At 68.2% G+C, this 15,669-nt stretch carries 16 protein-coding genes; 9 read left to right on the plus strand and 7 right to left on the minus strand.

What is annotated here, in order from left to right; all coding sequences use genetic code 11:
- The first annotated feature begins 534 nt into the window (after window positions 1–534).
- Window positions 535–999, plus strand: coding sequence for a phage tail protein (locus VGJ14_01715; protein HEY2831115.1), 465 nt, complete (start codon window positions 535–537; stop codon window positions 997–999).
- A gap of 33 nt (window positions 1,000–1,032) precedes the next feature.
- Here the strand turns inward: VGJ14_01715 and VGJ14_01720 are convergent, their stop codons facing one another.
- Window positions 1,033–1,395 (minus strand): HNH endonuclease, encoded by a 363-nt coding sequence (locus VGJ14_01720; protein ID HEY2831116.1) that lies wholly within the window; start codon window positions 1,393–1,395, stop codon window positions 1,033–1,035.
- Window positions 1,396–1,552: 157 nt separating this feature from the next.
- Here VGJ14_01720 and rnhA point away from each other — a divergent pair, with 157 nt between their 5' ends.
- Window positions 1,553–2,020, plus strand: coding sequence for a ribonuclease HI (gene rnhA, locus VGJ14_01725; protein ID HEY2831117.1), 468 nt, complete (start codon window positions 1,553–1,555; stop codon window positions 2,018–2,020).
- Between the two features lie 101 nt (window positions 2,021–2,121).
- A complete protein-coding gene (locus VGJ14_01730; protein HEY2831118.1) occupies window positions 2,122–3,177 on the plus strand; it encodes an MBL fold metallo-hydrolase in 1,056 nt (351 codons plus the stop codon).
- A 9-nt stretch (window positions 3,178–3,186) separates the two neighbouring features.
- Here the strand turns inward: VGJ14_01730 and VGJ14_01735 are convergent, their stop codons facing one another.
- From VGJ14_01735 to VGJ14_01745, 3 genes are all read right to left on the minus strand, one after another.
- Complete coding sequence (locus VGJ14_01735) at window positions 3,187–3,699, minus strand: hypothetical protein (protein ID HEY2831119.1); 513 nt, start codon at window positions 3,697–3,699, stop codon at window positions 3,187–3,189.
- 86 nt (window positions 3,700–3,785) lie between these two features.
- Window positions 3,786–4,751, minus strand: coding sequence for a hypothetical protein (locus tag VGJ14_01740; GenBank protein HEY2831120.1), 966 nt, complete (start codon window positions 4,749–4,751; stop codon window positions 3,786–3,788).
- A 458-nt stretch (window positions 4,752–5,209) separates the two neighbouring features.
- Window positions 5,210–6,664, minus strand: coding sequence for an NAD(P)/FAD-dependent oxidoreductase (locus tag VGJ14_01745; GenBank protein ID HEY2831121.1), 1,455 nt, complete (start codon window positions 6,662–6,664; stop codon window positions 5,210–5,212).
- A gap of 135 nt (window positions 6,665–6,799) precedes the next feature.
- On the opposite strand from VGJ14_01745, the gene VGJ14_01750 reads away from it, so the two are divergent.
- Together VGJ14_01750 and VGJ14_01755 are read left to right on the plus strand one after the other, a co-directional pair.
- Window positions 6,800–7,606 (plus strand): glucose 1-dehydrogenase, encoded by an 807-nt coding sequence (locus VGJ14_01750; protein ID HEY2831122.1) that lies wholly within the window; start codon window positions 6,800–6,802, stop codon window positions 7,604–7,606.
- A 46-nt stretch (window positions 7,607–7,652) separates the two neighbouring features.
- Window positions 7,653–8,774: a DUF5938 domain-containing protein gene (locus VGJ14_01755; protein HEY2831123.1), complete on the plus strand. Its 1,122-nt coding sequence runs from the start codon at window positions 7,653–7,655 to the stop codon at window positions 8,772–8,774.
- Window positions 8,775–8,807: 33 nt separating this feature from the next.
- Here the strand turns inward: VGJ14_01755 and VGJ14_01760 are convergent, their stop codons facing one another.
- The 3 genes from VGJ14_01760 to VGJ14_01770 form a co-directional block, all read right to left on the minus strand.
- Complete coding sequence (locus tag VGJ14_01760) at window positions 8,808–9,086, minus strand: hypothetical protein (GenBank protein ID HEY2831124.1); 279 nt, start codon at window positions 9,084–9,086, stop codon at window positions 8,808–8,810.
- Between the two features lie 128 nt (window positions 9,087–9,214).
- Window positions 9,215–9,673, minus strand: a complete 459-nt coding sequence (locus VGJ14_01765) for a GNAT family N-acetyltransferase (protein HEY2831125.1) — start codon at window positions 9,671–9,673, stop codon at window positions 9,215–9,217.
- Window position 9,674: 1 nt separating this feature from the next.
- Window positions 9,675–9,959, minus strand: a complete 285-nt coding sequence (locus tag VGJ14_01770) for a 4a-hydroxytetrahydrobiopterin dehydratase (protein HEY2831126.1) — start codon at window positions 9,957–9,959, stop codon at window positions 9,675–9,677.
- A gap of 51 nt (window positions 9,960–10,010) precedes the next feature.
- Between VGJ14_01770 and VGJ14_01775 the strand changes: the two genes are divergently transcribed.
- The 4 genes from VGJ14_01775 to VGJ14_01790 all read left to right on the plus strand — a co-directional run bounded on the left by VGJ14_01775 (window position 10,011) and on the right by VGJ14_01790 (window position 15,669).
- Entirely contained in the window at window positions 10,011–10,406 is a 396-nt protein-coding gene (locus tag VGJ14_01775; GenBank protein ID HEY2831127.1) for a (deoxy)nucleoside triphosphate pyrophosphohydrolase, read from the plus strand.
- A 464-nt stretch (window positions 10,407–10,870) separates the two neighbouring features.
- Window positions 10,871–11,998 carry an ABC transporter substrate-binding protein gene (locus VGJ14_01780; GenBank protein ID HEY2831128.1) on the plus strand — a complete coding sequence of 376 codons (1,128 nt, stop codon included), beginning with the start codon at window positions 10,871–10,873 and terminating at the stop codon, window positions 11,996–11,998.
- A gap of 207 nt (window positions 11,999–12,205) precedes the next feature.
- Entirely contained in the window at window positions 12,206–13,300 is a 1,095-nt protein-coding gene (locus VGJ14_01785; protein ID HEY2831129.1) for an ABC transporter substrate-binding protein, read from the plus strand.
- 59 nt (window positions 13,301–13,359) lie between these two features.
- Window positions 13,360–15,669, plus strand: a complete 2,310-nt coding sequence (locus tag VGJ14_01790) for a response regulator (GenBank protein HEY2831130.1) — start codon at window positions 13,360–13,362, stop codon at window positions 15,667–15,669.

The raw sequence follows: 15,669 nt of genomic DNA on the forward strand, positions 1-15,669 counted from the left end.
CGTGATGCGCGACGGCTCTAGCCTGCCTTGGTGGCAAACCTCCTCGCGTACATCGTCGACCCAAGCGTCTGGCAGCAGCGACGGCTGCGGAAGCTGCAGGCGCTTGGCAAGACTGAGTGCGGTTTGCGAGTCGTGGCGGGAAGCCAGGACGGCCTCAATGAGAAGTGGACTTGGGGGTTCGCCGTCCTGCATCCGGGTTCTCTTGAGTTCCTGCCGCGACTCGGCCAGACGCGGTTTCCACGCCCTGGTCAGTAGTGGCTGCGGATAACGGTGAGCGAGGCGAGCCGCGCCCATGAACGGACGAGCGAGGGCCGCGAGGCCTGGTCCGTGCCTCCCAGCCTCCGCATTGTCACGGTGCGAACCCCGGATGGGGAGTTGGAGTGTGCGCTTACGCCCCCGCAGCGGGACTGGGCGCTGGACCGCCTCAACGGAAGGTCCGACGTCAAGGGCGACGGATAGCGATGTTGTTCGGTGAGGCAATGTGGTGGAGTTCAGATTCAACGTTTGACTCAGCAACCAGGCACAGGAGGACACGTGGCGCACGTCGTGAATTTCGAACACGTCTCCACCGCCGGCTTGGAGTCCTCGCCGGTGGCCGAGGCGCTCGCCGGCCTGCGCGCCAACGAGGCGCGCTACTTCAAGAACAAGTACGACCACACCTTCGCCGTCGAGCCTGCGTCGAAAGCCAAGGACGTCGTCGCCTACGTCAATCGCGTCCTCAAGGAGGAGCGGGACATCGTCATCGGCTCCAAGCCGCTCGAGGTAACGTCCTTAGAGGTCGAGGGCATCCGCTGGACCTACGTCTTCTACGAGTCGGGCCTGTCCATCAACGTGCTCTACAGCCTTGCGGACAGCGGGAAGCGCGCCGTCGGCTTCAAGCTCTCCGACGGGATGGACGTCCCGGCCGAACTCGCCGACCGCTTCAAGTTCGCCCGCCAGAAGTCCAAGCTCGCCGGCACCATCCGCGGCTCGTACTTCGTCATCAAGGGCGAGTACTGATCGAGACCCGGGCTGCGAGCTGTCAGCTCCGTTTCAACGTTGGTCGCCAGTGGCCTCGAAGGTGACCAGCACGCGCAGGATCTCCGCCTGCCTGACCAGGAATGCACCCTCGTCGAGCTTCTTACGGCGCAGCCACGCGGTCACCTCGGTGTTGCACTTGCTGGCGTTGCACGAGCGGCAAGCGGGCACCACATTGGTCAGCGTGTAGCGGCCGCCGACGGAAATCGGCAGCGCGCAGTCCTTCTGCAGGTGCGCGTCGGCGGCGTGGCAGTAGGCGCACCCATCCCACGCGGCCTTGAGCGCCATCCACTGCGCCTCGGTCAGGTCATGCTCGACGCGCGCCATCCGCCGCTTGCGGCGGCGAGCGTAGACGGCGGTTCGGCTCCGGGAGACCACGTTGCGAGCGTATGGACGCCCGGGCGCCATTTCGCGGACCGACATGGCCCGTCGCGTACCTGTCAGGTCGTCGTCCGCCTGTTGATTGGGGATCGACGCCGTGTCCGGCTGGGGCGCCTGACCCGGCGCGGAGTCCCTAGGCAGCAGAATCTGCTTCGTGTCGAACGTGTCCGAACCGGTGGTCATCCACACCGACGGTGGCTGCACGCCGAACCCCGGCCCGGGCGGTTGGGGCGCGGTGCTGCGGTACGGCGAGCATGTCCGAGAGATCTGCGGCGGCGAGCCGGGGCTGACCACCAACAACCGGATGGAACTGACCGCGCCGATCATGGCGTTGGAAGCGCTGACCCGACCGGTCGCGGTGCACCTGTACACCGACAGCACCTACGTCCGGAACGGCATCACGAGATGGGTGCTTGGCTGGACGCGCAACGGGTGGCTGACCGCGGCGAAGCAGCCGGTGAAGAACGTGGACCTGTGGCAGCGCCTGCAGGCCGCGTGTGCACCGCACGAGGTCGTGTGGCACTGGGTGAAGGGCCACGACGGCGTGGCCGACAACGAACTGGCCGACCAACTCGCGACCCGCGGGATGGTGGCCGCGATGGCGGGCGCCGATGGGAACTGACTCGGGGCCGGATGCGCTGCGCCCTCAGGTTGCGGCTCGGTAGCTATCCGAGCGACCTGGTCCCCGGCTGCGCGACGGCCGGCACGTGCGAGGCTGATGCCATGTGCCAGGACGTGGGGACGGTCACCGAAGCGCGGGCGAGTGCGCCCCGACCGATTCGCGGTGCCGCCGTTGATCCGATCGCGCTGGAACCGGTCGACGAGGTCACCATCACGGTGCTCGTCGACAACGTCTATGACGGCCTGCTCACCAACGCCGGGCCGGCGAGACGAACGCCCTTGCCGCGTACTCCATCCATGCCCGCATCGGTGTTCGAGAGCGGCCGGGTGACGGCCGGGTTGATCGCCGAGCACGGGTTCTCCGCGCTGGTGCAGGTGCGGGTGGGGGAGCGGCAACACATGCTGCTGTTTGACACCGGCATCTCACCCACCGGCATGGCCGACAACATCGAACGGCTGGGCATCGACGTCGGCGGCATCACAGCGGTGGTGCTCAGTCACGGGCACTTCGATCACGCCGGTGGCCTGGAAGGGTTGGCCCGCCTGCGCGGGCGCAACGGGCTGCCGATAACTGTGCATCCCGAGGTGTGGACCCGGCGACGCATCCTGATGCCGGGCAACAACGAATGGCCGCTGCCCACGCTGTCCCGAGCCGCGCTGGAGGGCGAAGGCTTCGAGGTGATCGAGCGGCGGAGCCCGTCCTTGCTGCTCGACGGCGCGGTGCTGATCACCGGCGAGGTGGACCGCACCACCGAGTTCGAACACGGCATGCCGAACCACCAAGCGTTCCGCGACGGCGCGTGGTCACCGGACCCGCTGATCGTCGACGACCAGGCGCTGGTGGTGCACGTGCGCGGCCGCGGTCTGGTGGTGTTGACCGGCTGCGGTCACGCGGGCGCCATAAACATCGCCCGGCACGCCTGCCGGCTGACCGGTGTCGATCGCCTCGATGCGTTGCTCGGCGGCTTCCATCTCAGCGGCCCGGCATTCGAGCCGGTCATCGAACCCACCGTCGCCGCGCTGACCGAGATTGCGCCGTCGCTGCTGGTGCCCGCGCACTGCACCGGGTGGCGGGCTCAGCACCGGCTGGCCGCAGCCCTCCCGGACGCCTTCGTGCCCAACTCCGTCGGCACCAGCTACACCCTGCAGGCGGCTTGACGTTGCGTCTCAGCCGGGCAGGCCCGCTCCGCCCGCCGACGCGCTGCGCGCCACGCAGGCCTGTGCCTCGGCGACCCCATCGGCATCCGGCGTGACGCCCTGTTTGGTGGCCTCGCCCAGCGAGCTGTACTCCTGGGCGAAGCCGTCGACCGCCAAGGTCTGGCCCTTGCCGTTGAGCGAGTCGGTGGCGAACACGGCGTTGTAGTTCGTTCCGATGCCCTTACCGGTCAGCCGCACGGCCACCATGTAGACCTGATCGAAGTCCGCGGAGCGCACCGCGGCGAATTTGGTCCCCTTCACGCCTGGGGTCAGCAACGCGGTCAACGCTTTTTGCTCGGTCTTGCTGACCGAGACGCAGCGCGAAGCGGAAGCGGGCTTGGGGGTACCGGACGGCTTGGCCGTGGGTGCGGCGCTGGGGTCGGGCAGCGGGTCGTGCGCCGCGTACGCGCGCAGCCCACCGCATCCGGACAGCATGCCGACGCCGGCGATGGCCGCGACGGCGACAATGGTGCGTTTGATCATCAGTCCCCCGAGGGTGTTGGGACTGTGACGTTCCGCCCACCGTCGCCGGGGGCGTACTTACGGACAGTTCCGCATCCGACGTTCGGTTACTTGGCGTGCTTGCCCCGCCGGTGCTCCGCGACTTTTCCGTGGGTATGCCCGTTGCGGTCCGCCGCGTGCTTGGGTGCCCGGTGGCTGTGATGCGCCGCGCGAACACCGGCTCGATGCGGGACGCAGAGCAGGTTGGTGGTGCTCACCTGGCCTGGCCAGAAGCGGGAGACCAGATTCGCTGATGACTCCTCCCAGCGGGCGTAGGCCCAACCGAACGCGGAGACCTCCACCGCTTGGGCGGCCACCGTGACCGGGACGTGCTGCCAGTTGGGGACCTTCGCCAGGAGCACCCGGTAGAACTTCCGCGAGGCGTAGGCCGGGTCGGTCACCTGGCGGTAGCTGCCCCAACCGGCCGAGGGCCGCATCTGGAACAGCCCGGCGGAGTCCAAATCTCCGCCCCGCATGTTGTTCAGCTTCGATTCCTGCTCTGCCGCGGCGATCGCGATCACCGCGGCCCGCGGTGGCAGCTGCATGTCGCGGGCAACCGAGATGATCGTGCGGGCGTTGCGCACCTGGCCGGCGTTGTGGTCGGGATGGCGTTGCTGCCCCGGGTAGTACCCGCAGCCGCGCTGCAGGGCAACCAGGCGCGCCCGGGCGGCGGCCGCCTCCGCTCGGGCCACGGCAGCCGCTCTGGTCGCGGCCTTGGCCTCGATCGCCGCGATGCGTGCGGCGAGCAGATCCCGGGCAGTGCCGCGGGCTGCCCGTTCCGCCCGCAGCAGGTCGTCGGCCGGTGTGGTGTCGACCCGGGCCTTGGGTCCGGCCCGGTCCGCGGCGCTGATTGCCCGCGCCTGCAGCACCCCGTCACCGGCCTTGGCCGTGAGGCCGTTGGGCAGCACATGGTGGGAGACGCCCACGGTGGCAAACCCGGCCGTGGTGACCGCCGCGGCGACGGTGCCCACGAGCGCGGGTGAGACGGCCCGGGTGCGGACCGGGATCTCCTGCACTCGGGCATGTCGGGCCATGCCCGGAGGGTCACCGAACGTCGGGAAGGCACCAACCAAGCACTCGCGTGCATTGTGCAAGGACATGTGCCGACCTGCCGGACATGCCGCCCGGCCCGCTTGCAGCGGGGCGTACAAGCGTGACGTTTGTGCATGGTCCGACGGGGGACAATTGCTACATAGTTCACGCGGCGTTAAAGCTGGATACTCGCTGTGAGCCGTTCGTCGCTGCATGCGTACAGGTCGGCGCCCATAACTTCATGAATGCTTGACAACCTGGCTATCGTTTGGTTGTGGCGACCGCCCCACCCGGTCGCGACGGCAGCATTCGACTCCTTGGGCTGCCTTGGTGGAGTCAGGCACACCACGTGCGACGGTTCTCGACTTACCGCTGTTGTGGGGGCGCCTCTCGGCTCGGCCGGTCTCGGTCCGGCTTGCCTGACGCCACCGCGCCATCGTGCCGCGACGGCGAGCGCCGGTCACGGACGGGCGACCAGCTCGAATTCCTTCGCGTTCAGCCGGCGCACCGCCGTGCGGTACTGCGCCATGTAGCCGGGCCAGTTCGCGACGTTGCGGCCGCGGTCCAGGTACCAGGAATCGCAGCCCCCGGTCCACGCGGTGTTCGCGAACTTCGCCTGCAGCGCGCGGTCGCCGGCCGCCTCGACCTCGCGACGCACCTCGATGGCCGCGGCGCCGCGGGCCCGCACCAACTCCAGCGCCTGCCGCACGTAGCGGACCTGTTGCTCCAGGTACCAGATGATCGACCCGCCGGAGGTGTTGGTGTTCGGCCCGTAAAGCACGAACATCGACGGGAAGTCCGGCACGGTCATGCCCAGGTGCGCGTGCGCGCCGTCCTCCCACACCTCACGCAGGCTCAACCCGCCCCGACCGGAAATGGCCAACGGGAACATGAACTCGTTGGCGGCGAACCCGGTCGCCCAGATCAGGCAATCGGCCGCGTGCAGCTCACCGTCACCGGTACATACCCCGCCCGGTGCGAGGCCGGTGACGCGCTCGGTGACCAGCGAGACGTTCGGGCGCAGGAAGGTCGGCAGGAAGTGGCTGGAGAACAGCACCCGCTTGCAACCGAAGGGGTAGTCCGGGGTCAGCTTGGCGGCCAGTTCCGATGGGGCTTTGCGCAGCTGCCAACGCATGAACGCAGCGGACCGCGCTGCCGCCACCCGGCCCACCGTGCCGGGATTGCGGATCGCCGCGGTCAGCGTCTCGCTGTACTCGAACAGGAAGCCGCGCCGGAAGTCCTGCACGCCGGGCAGGCGTTGCACGCCGTCGCGGATCACCCGCGGATACGGCGTGTTCCGCCGCGGCATGAACCAGTTCGGCGTGCGCTGAAAGACCGTCAGATGTGCTGCCTGCTCAGCAACCGGGGGCACGAACTGGACGGCGCTGGCCCCGCTGCCGATCACTGCGACCCGCTTGCCGGTCAGGTCGTAGGAGTGGTCCCAGCGCGCGGAGTGGAAGATGTGGCCGGTGAAGGAGTCCAGGCCGGGTAGCTGCGGATTCCTCGGATTGCTGAGCTGGCCGGTGGCCACGATCAAGGCGTCGGCCGACCAGCGGCGTCCGTCCTGCGCCGTGATCGTCCATCGTGTCGTCTCGGCATCCCACGCGGCGTCGCAGACCCGGGTGTTGGCCTGCACCAGGCGGGCCACGTCGAACTCCCGGGCGACCCCCTGCAGGTAGGCCAGGATCTCCGAGCCGTACGCACACAGGTGCGCCCAGTCGTTGCGCTTGGCGAAGGAGTACGAATACAGCGGACTGGGCACATCGCAGGCCGCGCCGGGATAGGTGTTGAACAGCCAGGTACCACCGATGTCGGGGCCGGCCTCGAGGATCTCGACGTCGGAAAAGCCGTGCCGCATCAGCTCGATCGCGGCGCCGATACCCCCGAAGCCGGCGCCGATGATCACGATCCTCACGCGCCCAGCCTGCCACGCCTGTCGGAATCCCCCAGAAAGGACTGCGACGACTGTCAAAGAACGTCTTGACGCTCGTCCACTGGGCCGGATTGGCTGAACGCACCCGCTTGCCGAACGTGCCAAGGAGGCCCTTTCATGACCAATTCCACGCTGCTCGCCGGACGCCACGCGATGGTCACCGGAGGGGCCCAGGGCCTGGGTGCTGCCATGGCGCACGCGTTGGCCAAGGCGGGCGCCGCCGTGGTGATCGCCGACATCAACTCCGACCTCGGCAAGACGACCGCCCAGGAGATCCGCGACGCCGGCGGGACCGCGGAGTTCGTTGAGCTGAACGTGACCGACGAGGCCGCCTGGGAATCCGCGGTGGCGCAGACGATCTCGAGCATCGGCGGGCTCGACATCCTGGTCAACAACGCCGGCATCGAGCTCACCGGCCTGGTCATCGATATCAATCCCGATGACGTGCGCCGCATGTGCGACGTCAACATCGTGGGCACCGCGCTGGGCTGCAAGCACGCCTTCCGCGCGATGAAGCCCGGCGGCGCCGCGGGCAACGGCGGCGCGGTCATCAACGTCGCCTCGGTGGCCTCGCTGATCGCGTTCCCCAGCATCGCCGGTTACTCCTCCACCAAGTCCGCGGTGGATCGCTTCACCCGCGTCGCCGCGGTCGAGGCGGGCAAGCTCGGCCTGGGCATCCGGGTCAACTGCATCGCCCCCGGCCTGGTGCCCACCGCGATGGGCGCCAAGCTCGCCCAGGACATCGTCGACCTGGGCCTGGCCCCCGACGTGCCCGGCGCCATCCAGGGTGTCGTCGAGCAGACGCCGCTGGGCCGACTGGGCAGCCCCGAGGAGATGGCCGACGCGGTCGTGTTCCTCGCCTCCGATCAGGCGCGCTTCATCACCGGTGTCTCGCTACCCGTCGAAGGTGGCATGGGCACCTGATCTGACGCTACGTCACTTCCCACCGTCCTGACGAAAGGCAATGTCTATGAACAAGCCCGTGGTCGTTTACGGCGCTTCTGGCTACACCGGTCGACTGGTTTGTGAGTACCTGCGTGAGCTCAATCTGCCGTTCGTGGCCGCGGGCCGGGACAAGGGTCGGTTGCAGGTCGGGCTGGACACGGTGCCCGGTCTGGAGACCGCCGAGTACGAAATTGCCGAGGTCACGCACAGCGTCGAGGAGCTGACCAAGCTGCTGGCCGGGGCCAAGGTGCTGTGCAACACCGTCGGCCCGTTCATGGAGTTCGGCCCGGCCGCGGTAGAGGCCTGCTACAACGCCGGCGTCCACTACACCGACACCACCGGCGAGCAGGACTGGCTGATCTGGTGCAAGGAGAACTGGGGCGCCCGCTTCGCCGAGAAGGGCCTGCTGCTCACTCCCGGCATCGCGCAGATGTACACCGTCGGTGAGATCGCGGCGAACTACGTGCTGGAGACGCCGGGCATCGACTCACTGGACATGGCCGTGTTCTGGAAGGGCACCCCGACGGTTGCCTCCACCGCGACCATCGTGCAGAACGCGATCCTGTCCAAGGCCTACTTCCTCGAGGAGAACAAGCTCGTGGAGTGGCCGGTCGACGCCGGTCTGTACGAGCTGACCGTGCCCGGTCAGCACGAACTCGGTCTGGCGCTGCCCTGGGGCGGTACCTCGAGCCCGATCTGGTTCGCCGACGACCCGCGGGTGAGCAGCTGCAAGGTGCTCGGCGGCGTCATCAACCGGGCGCTGATGCTCGGCGTGCCGCAGATCATCGCGGCGCTGCTGCCCGCGGTGGAGGGTAAGTCGCTGGAGGAGACCCGGGCGATCCTGGCGCAGACGTCGGCCGGTATCCGCAGCGAATACCCGCCGCGGGAGAACCCGCGGATCAACATTTCCATCGACTCGGTGCACGGCACCGGCCCGTTGGCCCGCGCGCACTGTGTCATCTACGGCAACTGCAACTACAAGCAGACCGGTCTGCTGCAGGCCTACGCCGCCCGTCAGCTCATCGCCGGTGAGACCCGGAAGGTCGGCTTCGGCTCGGCCTGCCAGGCCTTCGGCCACCGCGAGCTGTTCGCCACCCTCAAGGCGTTCGGTCTGGTCTTCGACCCGGTGGTCACCGTCAACAGCTGAGTCACCAACGCCGCACGGGCGTCGGTCTGCCGGTCAGCACCGGTCGATCGGCGCCCGTCGCTGTTGCGGCAGGGTGACCCGCCGCGGCTCCTGCGCACTGCGCTGGGCGGGGATCTTCACCGGGGTGAGCAGCTTGATGATCGCGCGGCGCTCCAGGTAGTTGCGGGTGGCCCGCGCCGCGACGCCGAGTATCGCCAACAGGGCCAGCGCATGCAGCAACACGACCACCGCCAGGGCCACGAACGCCCAGTGATGCGACGCCGCGTAGTGCGCGGTCGCCGTAATGGCGATGAATGGGTCGACGTTGCCCATGTTTCCCCCTGACGACCGGGTCTGTCCCCGTGCACTCTTGGACGTCGGGGGGCCAGCGTGTCGGCTCGTCCGAGCGGGCAGAGCGACCCGGGCCGAACGGAGGATGCCGGATATGCGCCGGCCGGCAATCAGTCCAACGCCTTACCAAAACAGGTCGACCCGGCGTGATCGCGGTATACCCCGAACTTGTCGATGCGGGTGTAGCCGCTGGTCTCATAAAGCCTGATCGCCTCGGGCTGGGCGTGCCCGGTCTCCAAGCGCAGCCGGCGCAGCCCGGCCGCCCGCGCGGTGGCCTCCAGTTCGGCCAGCAACACTCGGGACAGGCCACGTCGGCGGTGCGCGTCCACCACGTACATGCGCTTGATCTCGCCCAGGCCTGGCTCCACCAACCGCCAGCCACCACAGACCACCGGTTCAGTGTCCAACCGACCGACCAGGAACAACCCGTGCGGCGGACTGAACTCGGCCGGGGTCACCGCAGTGATGTCGCGGCCGCCGTAACGGACCTCGTACTCCCGTTGCACAGCCTCGATCAACGCGGCCGCGACGGGGTCGTCATAGGCGGCCGCAGTGAGCTCCAGCCTCAATTCAGCCTGCGGCCGCGTCGATGCGTTTGGCGAGGTCGATGTCCAGCGAGGTGACGCCGCCGGCGGAGTGGGTGGACAGCCCGAAGGTCACGTCCCGCCACCGGATGTCGATGTCCGGGTGGTGGTTCATGTCCTCGGCCATCCGGGCCACCTCGACCACGAGGTCGATGCCGGCCGGAAAACTCGCGGCCTTGACGGTGCGACTGATGCCGCTGCTATCGCCGGACCACTCGGGTAGCTCGGCGAGTGCGGCGGACAATTCGGACGGATTCAGTGGTGCGACCATGATTCGACCGTGGCCCGCCGGGCCGGGCAATGTCAACTCACGGAGGTGTCGGTGTCCGGCCATCGCGTGGTGGTCGGCGCGGCGCTGCTGCGGAACGGTCGGGTGCTGGCCGCCCGACGACGCGCCCCGGAGGCGGTGGCCGGCGGGTGGGAGTTCCCCGGCGGCAAGGTCGAGGCGGGGGAGTCCGAGGCAGCCGCGGTGGTCCGCGAGTGCCGCGAGGAACTCGGGGTGGACGTGGTCTGCGGATCTCGGGTGCCCGGGGAGTGGCAGGTGAACGCGGTGCTGGTGCTGCGGCTGTTCCTCGCCGAGATTGTCCGGGGCGAGCCGCTGCCCGGTGCCGATCACGATCAGCTGCGCTGGTTGTCCGGCGCCGAGTTGTTCGACGTTGACTGGCTGCCCGCGGATCTGCCCGCGGCGATGTCACTGGCCGGGCTGCTGCCCACCTAACGTTTCTGATTGCCGGTCAACGTTTTGCGGCGCTCCCGCGTCGTGGCTCGACAGCTAATTACGTCCAGGGGATCACATGCACACGACGGTTCTGACGGTGGCTCTGCTGGCGATGCCGGCGGGCTGCGCCCAGGGTGGTACGGCTGGTGAGGCCCCCGTCGACGCCTTCCGGGCCTCCGCGGCCCAGCTCGGCTAGCGGGCCGTCACCGCGCACGCGCTCAGTTCGGCGGCCGTCAGGGGTATCCGGCCGGTTCGCATTCCCGGGATACTCCCAGCTACCTGATCAAGGTGGTAGCCGCGGGGTCCAGGCACTGTCCGCGGCCGAAAAACGTGAAGCACGGGTCGTGTCGATGATCTTTGCGTAGCCGGATTACGTACTTGTACGGCAGACGTCGCAGCGGCTGCACGCCTAATTTCAGAGCCATCCCGCCGGGTGCCGACCCGGTGGGCGCCGAGGAGGCGTGATGACCCATCAGTGGAGTCCCGAAGCCCATATCGACCGCCGCACCCTGTTCCGTGGCGCCGCCGGGTTGGGCCTAACCGCCGCTGCCGGAACGCTGCTGCCCGCCTGCGGCTCGGGGGGCCGCGACCAGATCGAGAGCCGGGCAGCCGGGACGACGCCCGTGACGCAGGCGGGGGCCGGACCGACGCTGGAGACGACCAGCGTCCGACTGCACGCCTCCGCCCCTGTCACTTGCGTCGCCGCCCAGTACATGGCGGAGCCGTTCCTGCGGGAGCAAGGATTCACCGACGTGCAGTACCCGCCGGGTCTTGCCAAAGACCTGCCTGAGCGCTTCCGCTCCGGGGATATCGACATCGGTCTGGGATACGCCGCCTTCTTCCTTCCGATGATCGAGGCCGGCGCGCCCCTGGTGCTGCTCGGCGGGGTCCACGTGGGCTGCTGGGAGATCATCGCTACCGGTGACATCAAGTCGTTGCGCGACTTCAAGGGCAAGACGGTGTCCATCGGCGGCCTTACCTTCACCGACGGCATCTTCATGGCGATGACCCTGGCCAGCATCGGCCTCGATCTGCACAAGGACGTCAAGGTGGTCAACTACCCACCGACTGAGCACGCCCGGCTCCTCTCCTCCGGTGAGGTCGACGCGGTGGTGGCCTTCCCGCCGCTGTCCAACGACCTGAAGGCCAAGAACATCGGCCACGTGGTGATCAACTCCATGACCGATGCGCCCTGGTCGAACTACTACTGCTGCACCGTGGCGGTGCAACGAAGCTGGATGGAGAAGAACCCGGTGGCCACCAAGGCCGCGCTGCGGGCGATCCTCAAGGGCGCCGACGTGGTCGCCAAGGACCCCGACGGGACCGCACAATCCATGGTCGCTCATGGCTACACCGCCAACGAGGCCTACGCCCGGCAATCTCTGCACGAGATGCCGTACGGCATCTGGCGGGACTTCGAGCCTGCCGACAGCGTGCGGTTCTACGCGCTGCGCCTCAAGGAGGCGGGACTCATCCACAGCACCCCGGAGCAGCTCATCAAGCGGGGAACGGACTTTTCCTACCTGGCGGAGCTGAAGCAAGAACTTGGCCCAGCGCCCCAAGGTGGCGGAACCCATGTCCACCACTCCTGAGCAGAGCTGGGTCAGCCGCCGCAACCTGCTGAAGCGGCAATTAGGTCCTGTGCCTTGACCAAGTCGGGCTCATCACCCGGGCTCGTCATTGTCATTGCGTACCTGCGGGCCGTATTTGTACGGCAGACAGCCGGACGGCTTCCCGCCTAGCTTCACCACCATCGATCACGACTTCTGCCGCTTCTCCCACCTCACGGAGCGAGGCACATGATGACGCAACAGTGGAATCCCGATGCCCGTCTCGACCGTCGCACCCTGCTCCGTGGCGCCGCCGGGTTCGGCCTGGCAGGTGCCGCCGCGACGCTGCTGCCCGGCTGCTCCTCGAACGGCAAGGACCAGGTTGCGAGCCGGGCGGCGGCGGTGATCCCGGGGAAGCAGTCGGCGGCCGGGCCGGCCCTGGAGACGACCAGCATCCGCCTGCACTCCATCCCGCCGGCCATCTGCATTGCCGCCGAGTACATGGCGGAGCCGTTCCTGCGGGAACAGGGGTTCACCGACGTGCAGTACACGCCGTATGCGTCCAAGGACCTGCTCGCGCACTTCGCCGCCGGGGACATCGACTTCGGCATCGGGTACGCCGCGGCCTTCATCCCCCAGATCGCCGCCGGCGCACCCCTGGTGATGCTCGGCGGGGTCCACGTGGGCTGCTGGGAGGTCTTTGCGACCGGCGACATCAAGTCGATGCGCGACTTCAAGGGCAAGACGGTTGCGATCACTGGCCCGACTTTTACCGACGGCATCTTCATGGCGATGACCCTGGCCAACGTCGGCCTCGACCTGCGCAAGGACGTCAAACTGGTCACCTACCCACCGACCGAGTTCGCCCGGCTTCTGTCCTCGGGTGAGGTCGACGCGGTGGTGGCCTTCCCGCCGACCTCCAACGACCTGACGGCCAAGGGCATCGGCCACGTGGTGCTCAACTCCATGACCGATGCGCCGTGGTCGGGCTACTACTGCTGCACCGCGGTGGTGCACCGAAGCTGGATGGAGAAGAACCCAGTCGCCACCGAGGCCGCGCTGCGGGCGGTGCTCAAGGGCGCCGACGCGGTCGCCAAGGATCCCAGCGCAGCTGCCCACACGTTGGTCGCCCACGGCTTTACCCCCAACGAAGGCTACGCCCACACGGCCCTCCACCAGATGCCGTACCACATCTGGCGGGACTTCGACCCTGAGGACAGCGTGCGGTTCTACACCCTGCGCCTCAAGGAGGCGGGAATCATCGACCGCACCCCCGCGCAGATCATCAAGCAGGCAACGAACTTCTCGTACCTGGCGCAGCTGAAGCTTGAGTTGGGGGGCTAGCCATCCGCGCTCGGGAAGGCCTTGAACGCTCGGCGCGAGGCGGCGCCCTGGTACGCCTCGTGGCGCGCGCGGCCGTTCCCATCCGCCGCAAGCTGCAGGTGGCCTTCGGGGCGGTAGTGGCGCTGCTCATCACTATCGGAGCCATCGGCCTGTACTCCCTGGGCCAGGCCAACCATCGCGCCGAAGGGCTGAGCGACCTGCAGGGCAAGGTCTCCATCTACCGCCAACTACAGAACGACATCAACATCAAGCTCTACGGCGGGGCCTCCGTGCTCTCCGATCCTGCCCCCGACGCCCTCGACGCCGCCCAACGCGCGCTCAACCAGTCCTACGACTTCAGCCGGCTCCAGTTCGTCGCCCAGGACGACGGTCAGCTGCTCACCCGGATCGAGGCCACCTACAACCAATTCGCGACGGTGATGACGAAGGGGATCAAGCTGGCGCGACAGGGAAAGCTGGCCCGGGGTCAGGAACTGCAGCGCGCCAGCGCCAAGCCTCTTGCCGACCAGCTCGAACGCCTGACCAACCAGCTGGTGAACAAGGCGGAGGCGGATATCGCCAACCTGGTCGAGGACAACCAGCAGGCCTACCGAAGCTCCCGGCAAGCCTTCATCGCCATCGCCCTCGGCGGCGTCGCCCTCGCCCTGCTGCTCGGCTTCGCCATCTCCTGGTCGATCATCGGGCCGATCAAGAAGATGGGCCTGCGCTTCGACGAGCTGGCCGCAGGCGACTTCTCCAGTCACGTCGACGTGGCCAACAGGGACGAGCTGGGCACGCTCGCCGCCAACCTCAACCGGATGAACGACGAGCTGGGCCGCCTCTACCACGACCTGGAGACGACCAGCCGGCACAAGTCGGAGTTCCTGGCCAACATGAGCCACGAGCTGCGCACGCCGCTCAACGCCATCATCGGCTTCTCCGAGGTTCTGGGCGAGCAACTGTTCGGGCCGCTGAACGAACGCCAGGCCGACTATGTCGCCGACATCGTTTCCTCCGGGCGCCACCTGCTGCTGCTGATCAACGACATCCTCGACCTGTCCAAGGTCGAGGCCGGGAAGATGGAACTGGAGCTGTCCACCTTCCGGTTGGGCGAAGTACTCGAGGTCGGCCTGACCATGGTGCGGGAGCGGGCGATGGCCCACGGCATCACCCTCGACCTGCACATCGGCGACGCGGTGGACGACATCGAGGCCGACGAGCGCAAGATCAAGCAGGTCGTGTTCAACCTGCTGTCCAACGCCGTCAAGTTCACCCCCGACGGCGGGACGGTGGAAGTGCTCGCCGCCCATGACGGCGATCGTGTCCAGGTGGCCGTGCGCGACACCGGGTTCGGCATCGCGCCCGCCGACCAGGCCCGGATCTTCGAGGAGTTCGAGCAGACGGGCCAGCGGGAAGGAACTGGGCTCGGGCTACCCCTGGCGCGCAGCTTCGTCGTCCTGCACGGCGGGGAACTGGAGGTCGAGAGCGAACCAGGCGTGGGCAGCACCTTCACGGTGACGTTGCCGGTTCGTCAGACGGGGCCGGCCAGGCCCACGGTGTCGGTGGCGAGCGCGGTGCTCGCTGCATCCGCGGACTCGGTCCCGGTCGCGGGGGAGTCGAACGGCGGCCGGGCCAATCGCACGACCGTGTTGGTGGTCGAGGACGACGAGCACTCCGCCGCGTTGCTCAGCCTCCACCTGGAACAGGCCGGCTTCGACGTGGTGGCGTGTGGGGACGCGGAAGCGGGGATCGAGGCTGCGCGGCGGTTGCGACCGACGGCCATCGTCCTGGACATCGTGCTCCCGCGGCTGTCCGGGTGGGATTTCCTGGCCCTCGCCAAGGGAGACGAGGCCATCGCCCACATCCCGGTGGTCATCGTCTCCTCGCTCGACGAGCGGGGTAAGGGATTCGCCCTCGGGGCGGCCGACTGGTTGGTCAAACCGGTGGACCGGGAGCACTTGCTGGCTACCCTGCGTCCGCTGGTCACCCTGCCGGGATCCGGGCCGTGCCGGGTGCTCGCCATCGACGACGACCCGATGGCCCTGCGGCTCATCGAGACGGTGCTGGCGCCGGAGGGGTTCACCGTAGTGGTGGCCGGCTCGGGGGAGGAGGGAGTGCGAACCGCCAAGGCAGAGCGCCCTGACCTCATCATCCTCGACCTGCTCATGCCGGGCATGGACGGTTTCGCCGTGGTGGAACAACTGCGGGCGGAGGAGTCCACGGCGGCGATTCCGGTGGTCATCCTGACGTCCAAGACGCTGGATGCGCGCGAGCGGGAGCGTCTCGCTGCCCAGTTGACCCACCTGGCCACCAAGGCGTCGTTCTCTCGGGCCGAGTTCGTGGCTCTGGTGCGCCGCACGTGCGAGCGCGGGGTGGAGGTGACGCGGTGA

The organism is Sporichthyaceae bacterium, from assembly GCA_036493475.1.
Lineage (GTDB): Bacteria > Actinomycetota > Actinomycetes > Sporichthyales > Sporichthyaceae > DASQPJ01.

Coding starts and splice junctions, on each gene's coding strand:
- VGJ14_01750 (HEY2831122.1), top strand. CDS start 6,800: ATGACCAATTCCACGCTGCTCGCCGGACGCCACGCGATGGTCACCGGA.
- VGJ14_01785 (HEY2831129.1), top strand. CDS start 12,206: ATGATGACGCAACAGTGGAATCCCGATGCCCGTCTCGACCGTCGCACC.
- VGJ14_01735 (HEY2831119.1), bottom strand. CDS start 3,699: ATGATCAAACGCACCATTGTCGCCGTCGCGGCCATCGCCGGCGTCGGC.
- VGJ14_01780 (HEY2831128.1), top strand. CDS start 10,871: ATGACCCATCAGTGGAGTCCCGAAGCCCATATCGACCGCCGCACCCTG.
- VGJ14_01760 (HEY2831124.1), bottom strand. CDS start 9,086: ATGGGCAACGTCGACCCATTCATCGCCATTACGGCGACCGCGCACTAC.
- VGJ14_01730 (HEY2831118.1), top strand. CDS start 2,122: ATGTGCCAGGACGTGGGGACGGTCACCGAAGCGCGGGCGAGTGCGCCC.
- VGJ14_01770 (HEY2831126.1), bottom strand. CDS start 9,959: ATGGTCGCACCACTGAATCCGTCCGAATTGTCCGCCGCACTCGCCGAG.
- VGJ14_01740 (HEY2831120.1), bottom strand. CDS start 4,751: ATGGCCCGACATGCCCGAGTGCAGGAGATCCCGGTCCGCACCCGGGCC.
- VGJ14_01755 (HEY2831123.1), top strand. CDS start 7,653: ATGAACAAGCCCGTGGTCGTTTACGGCGCTTCTGGCTACACCGGTCGA.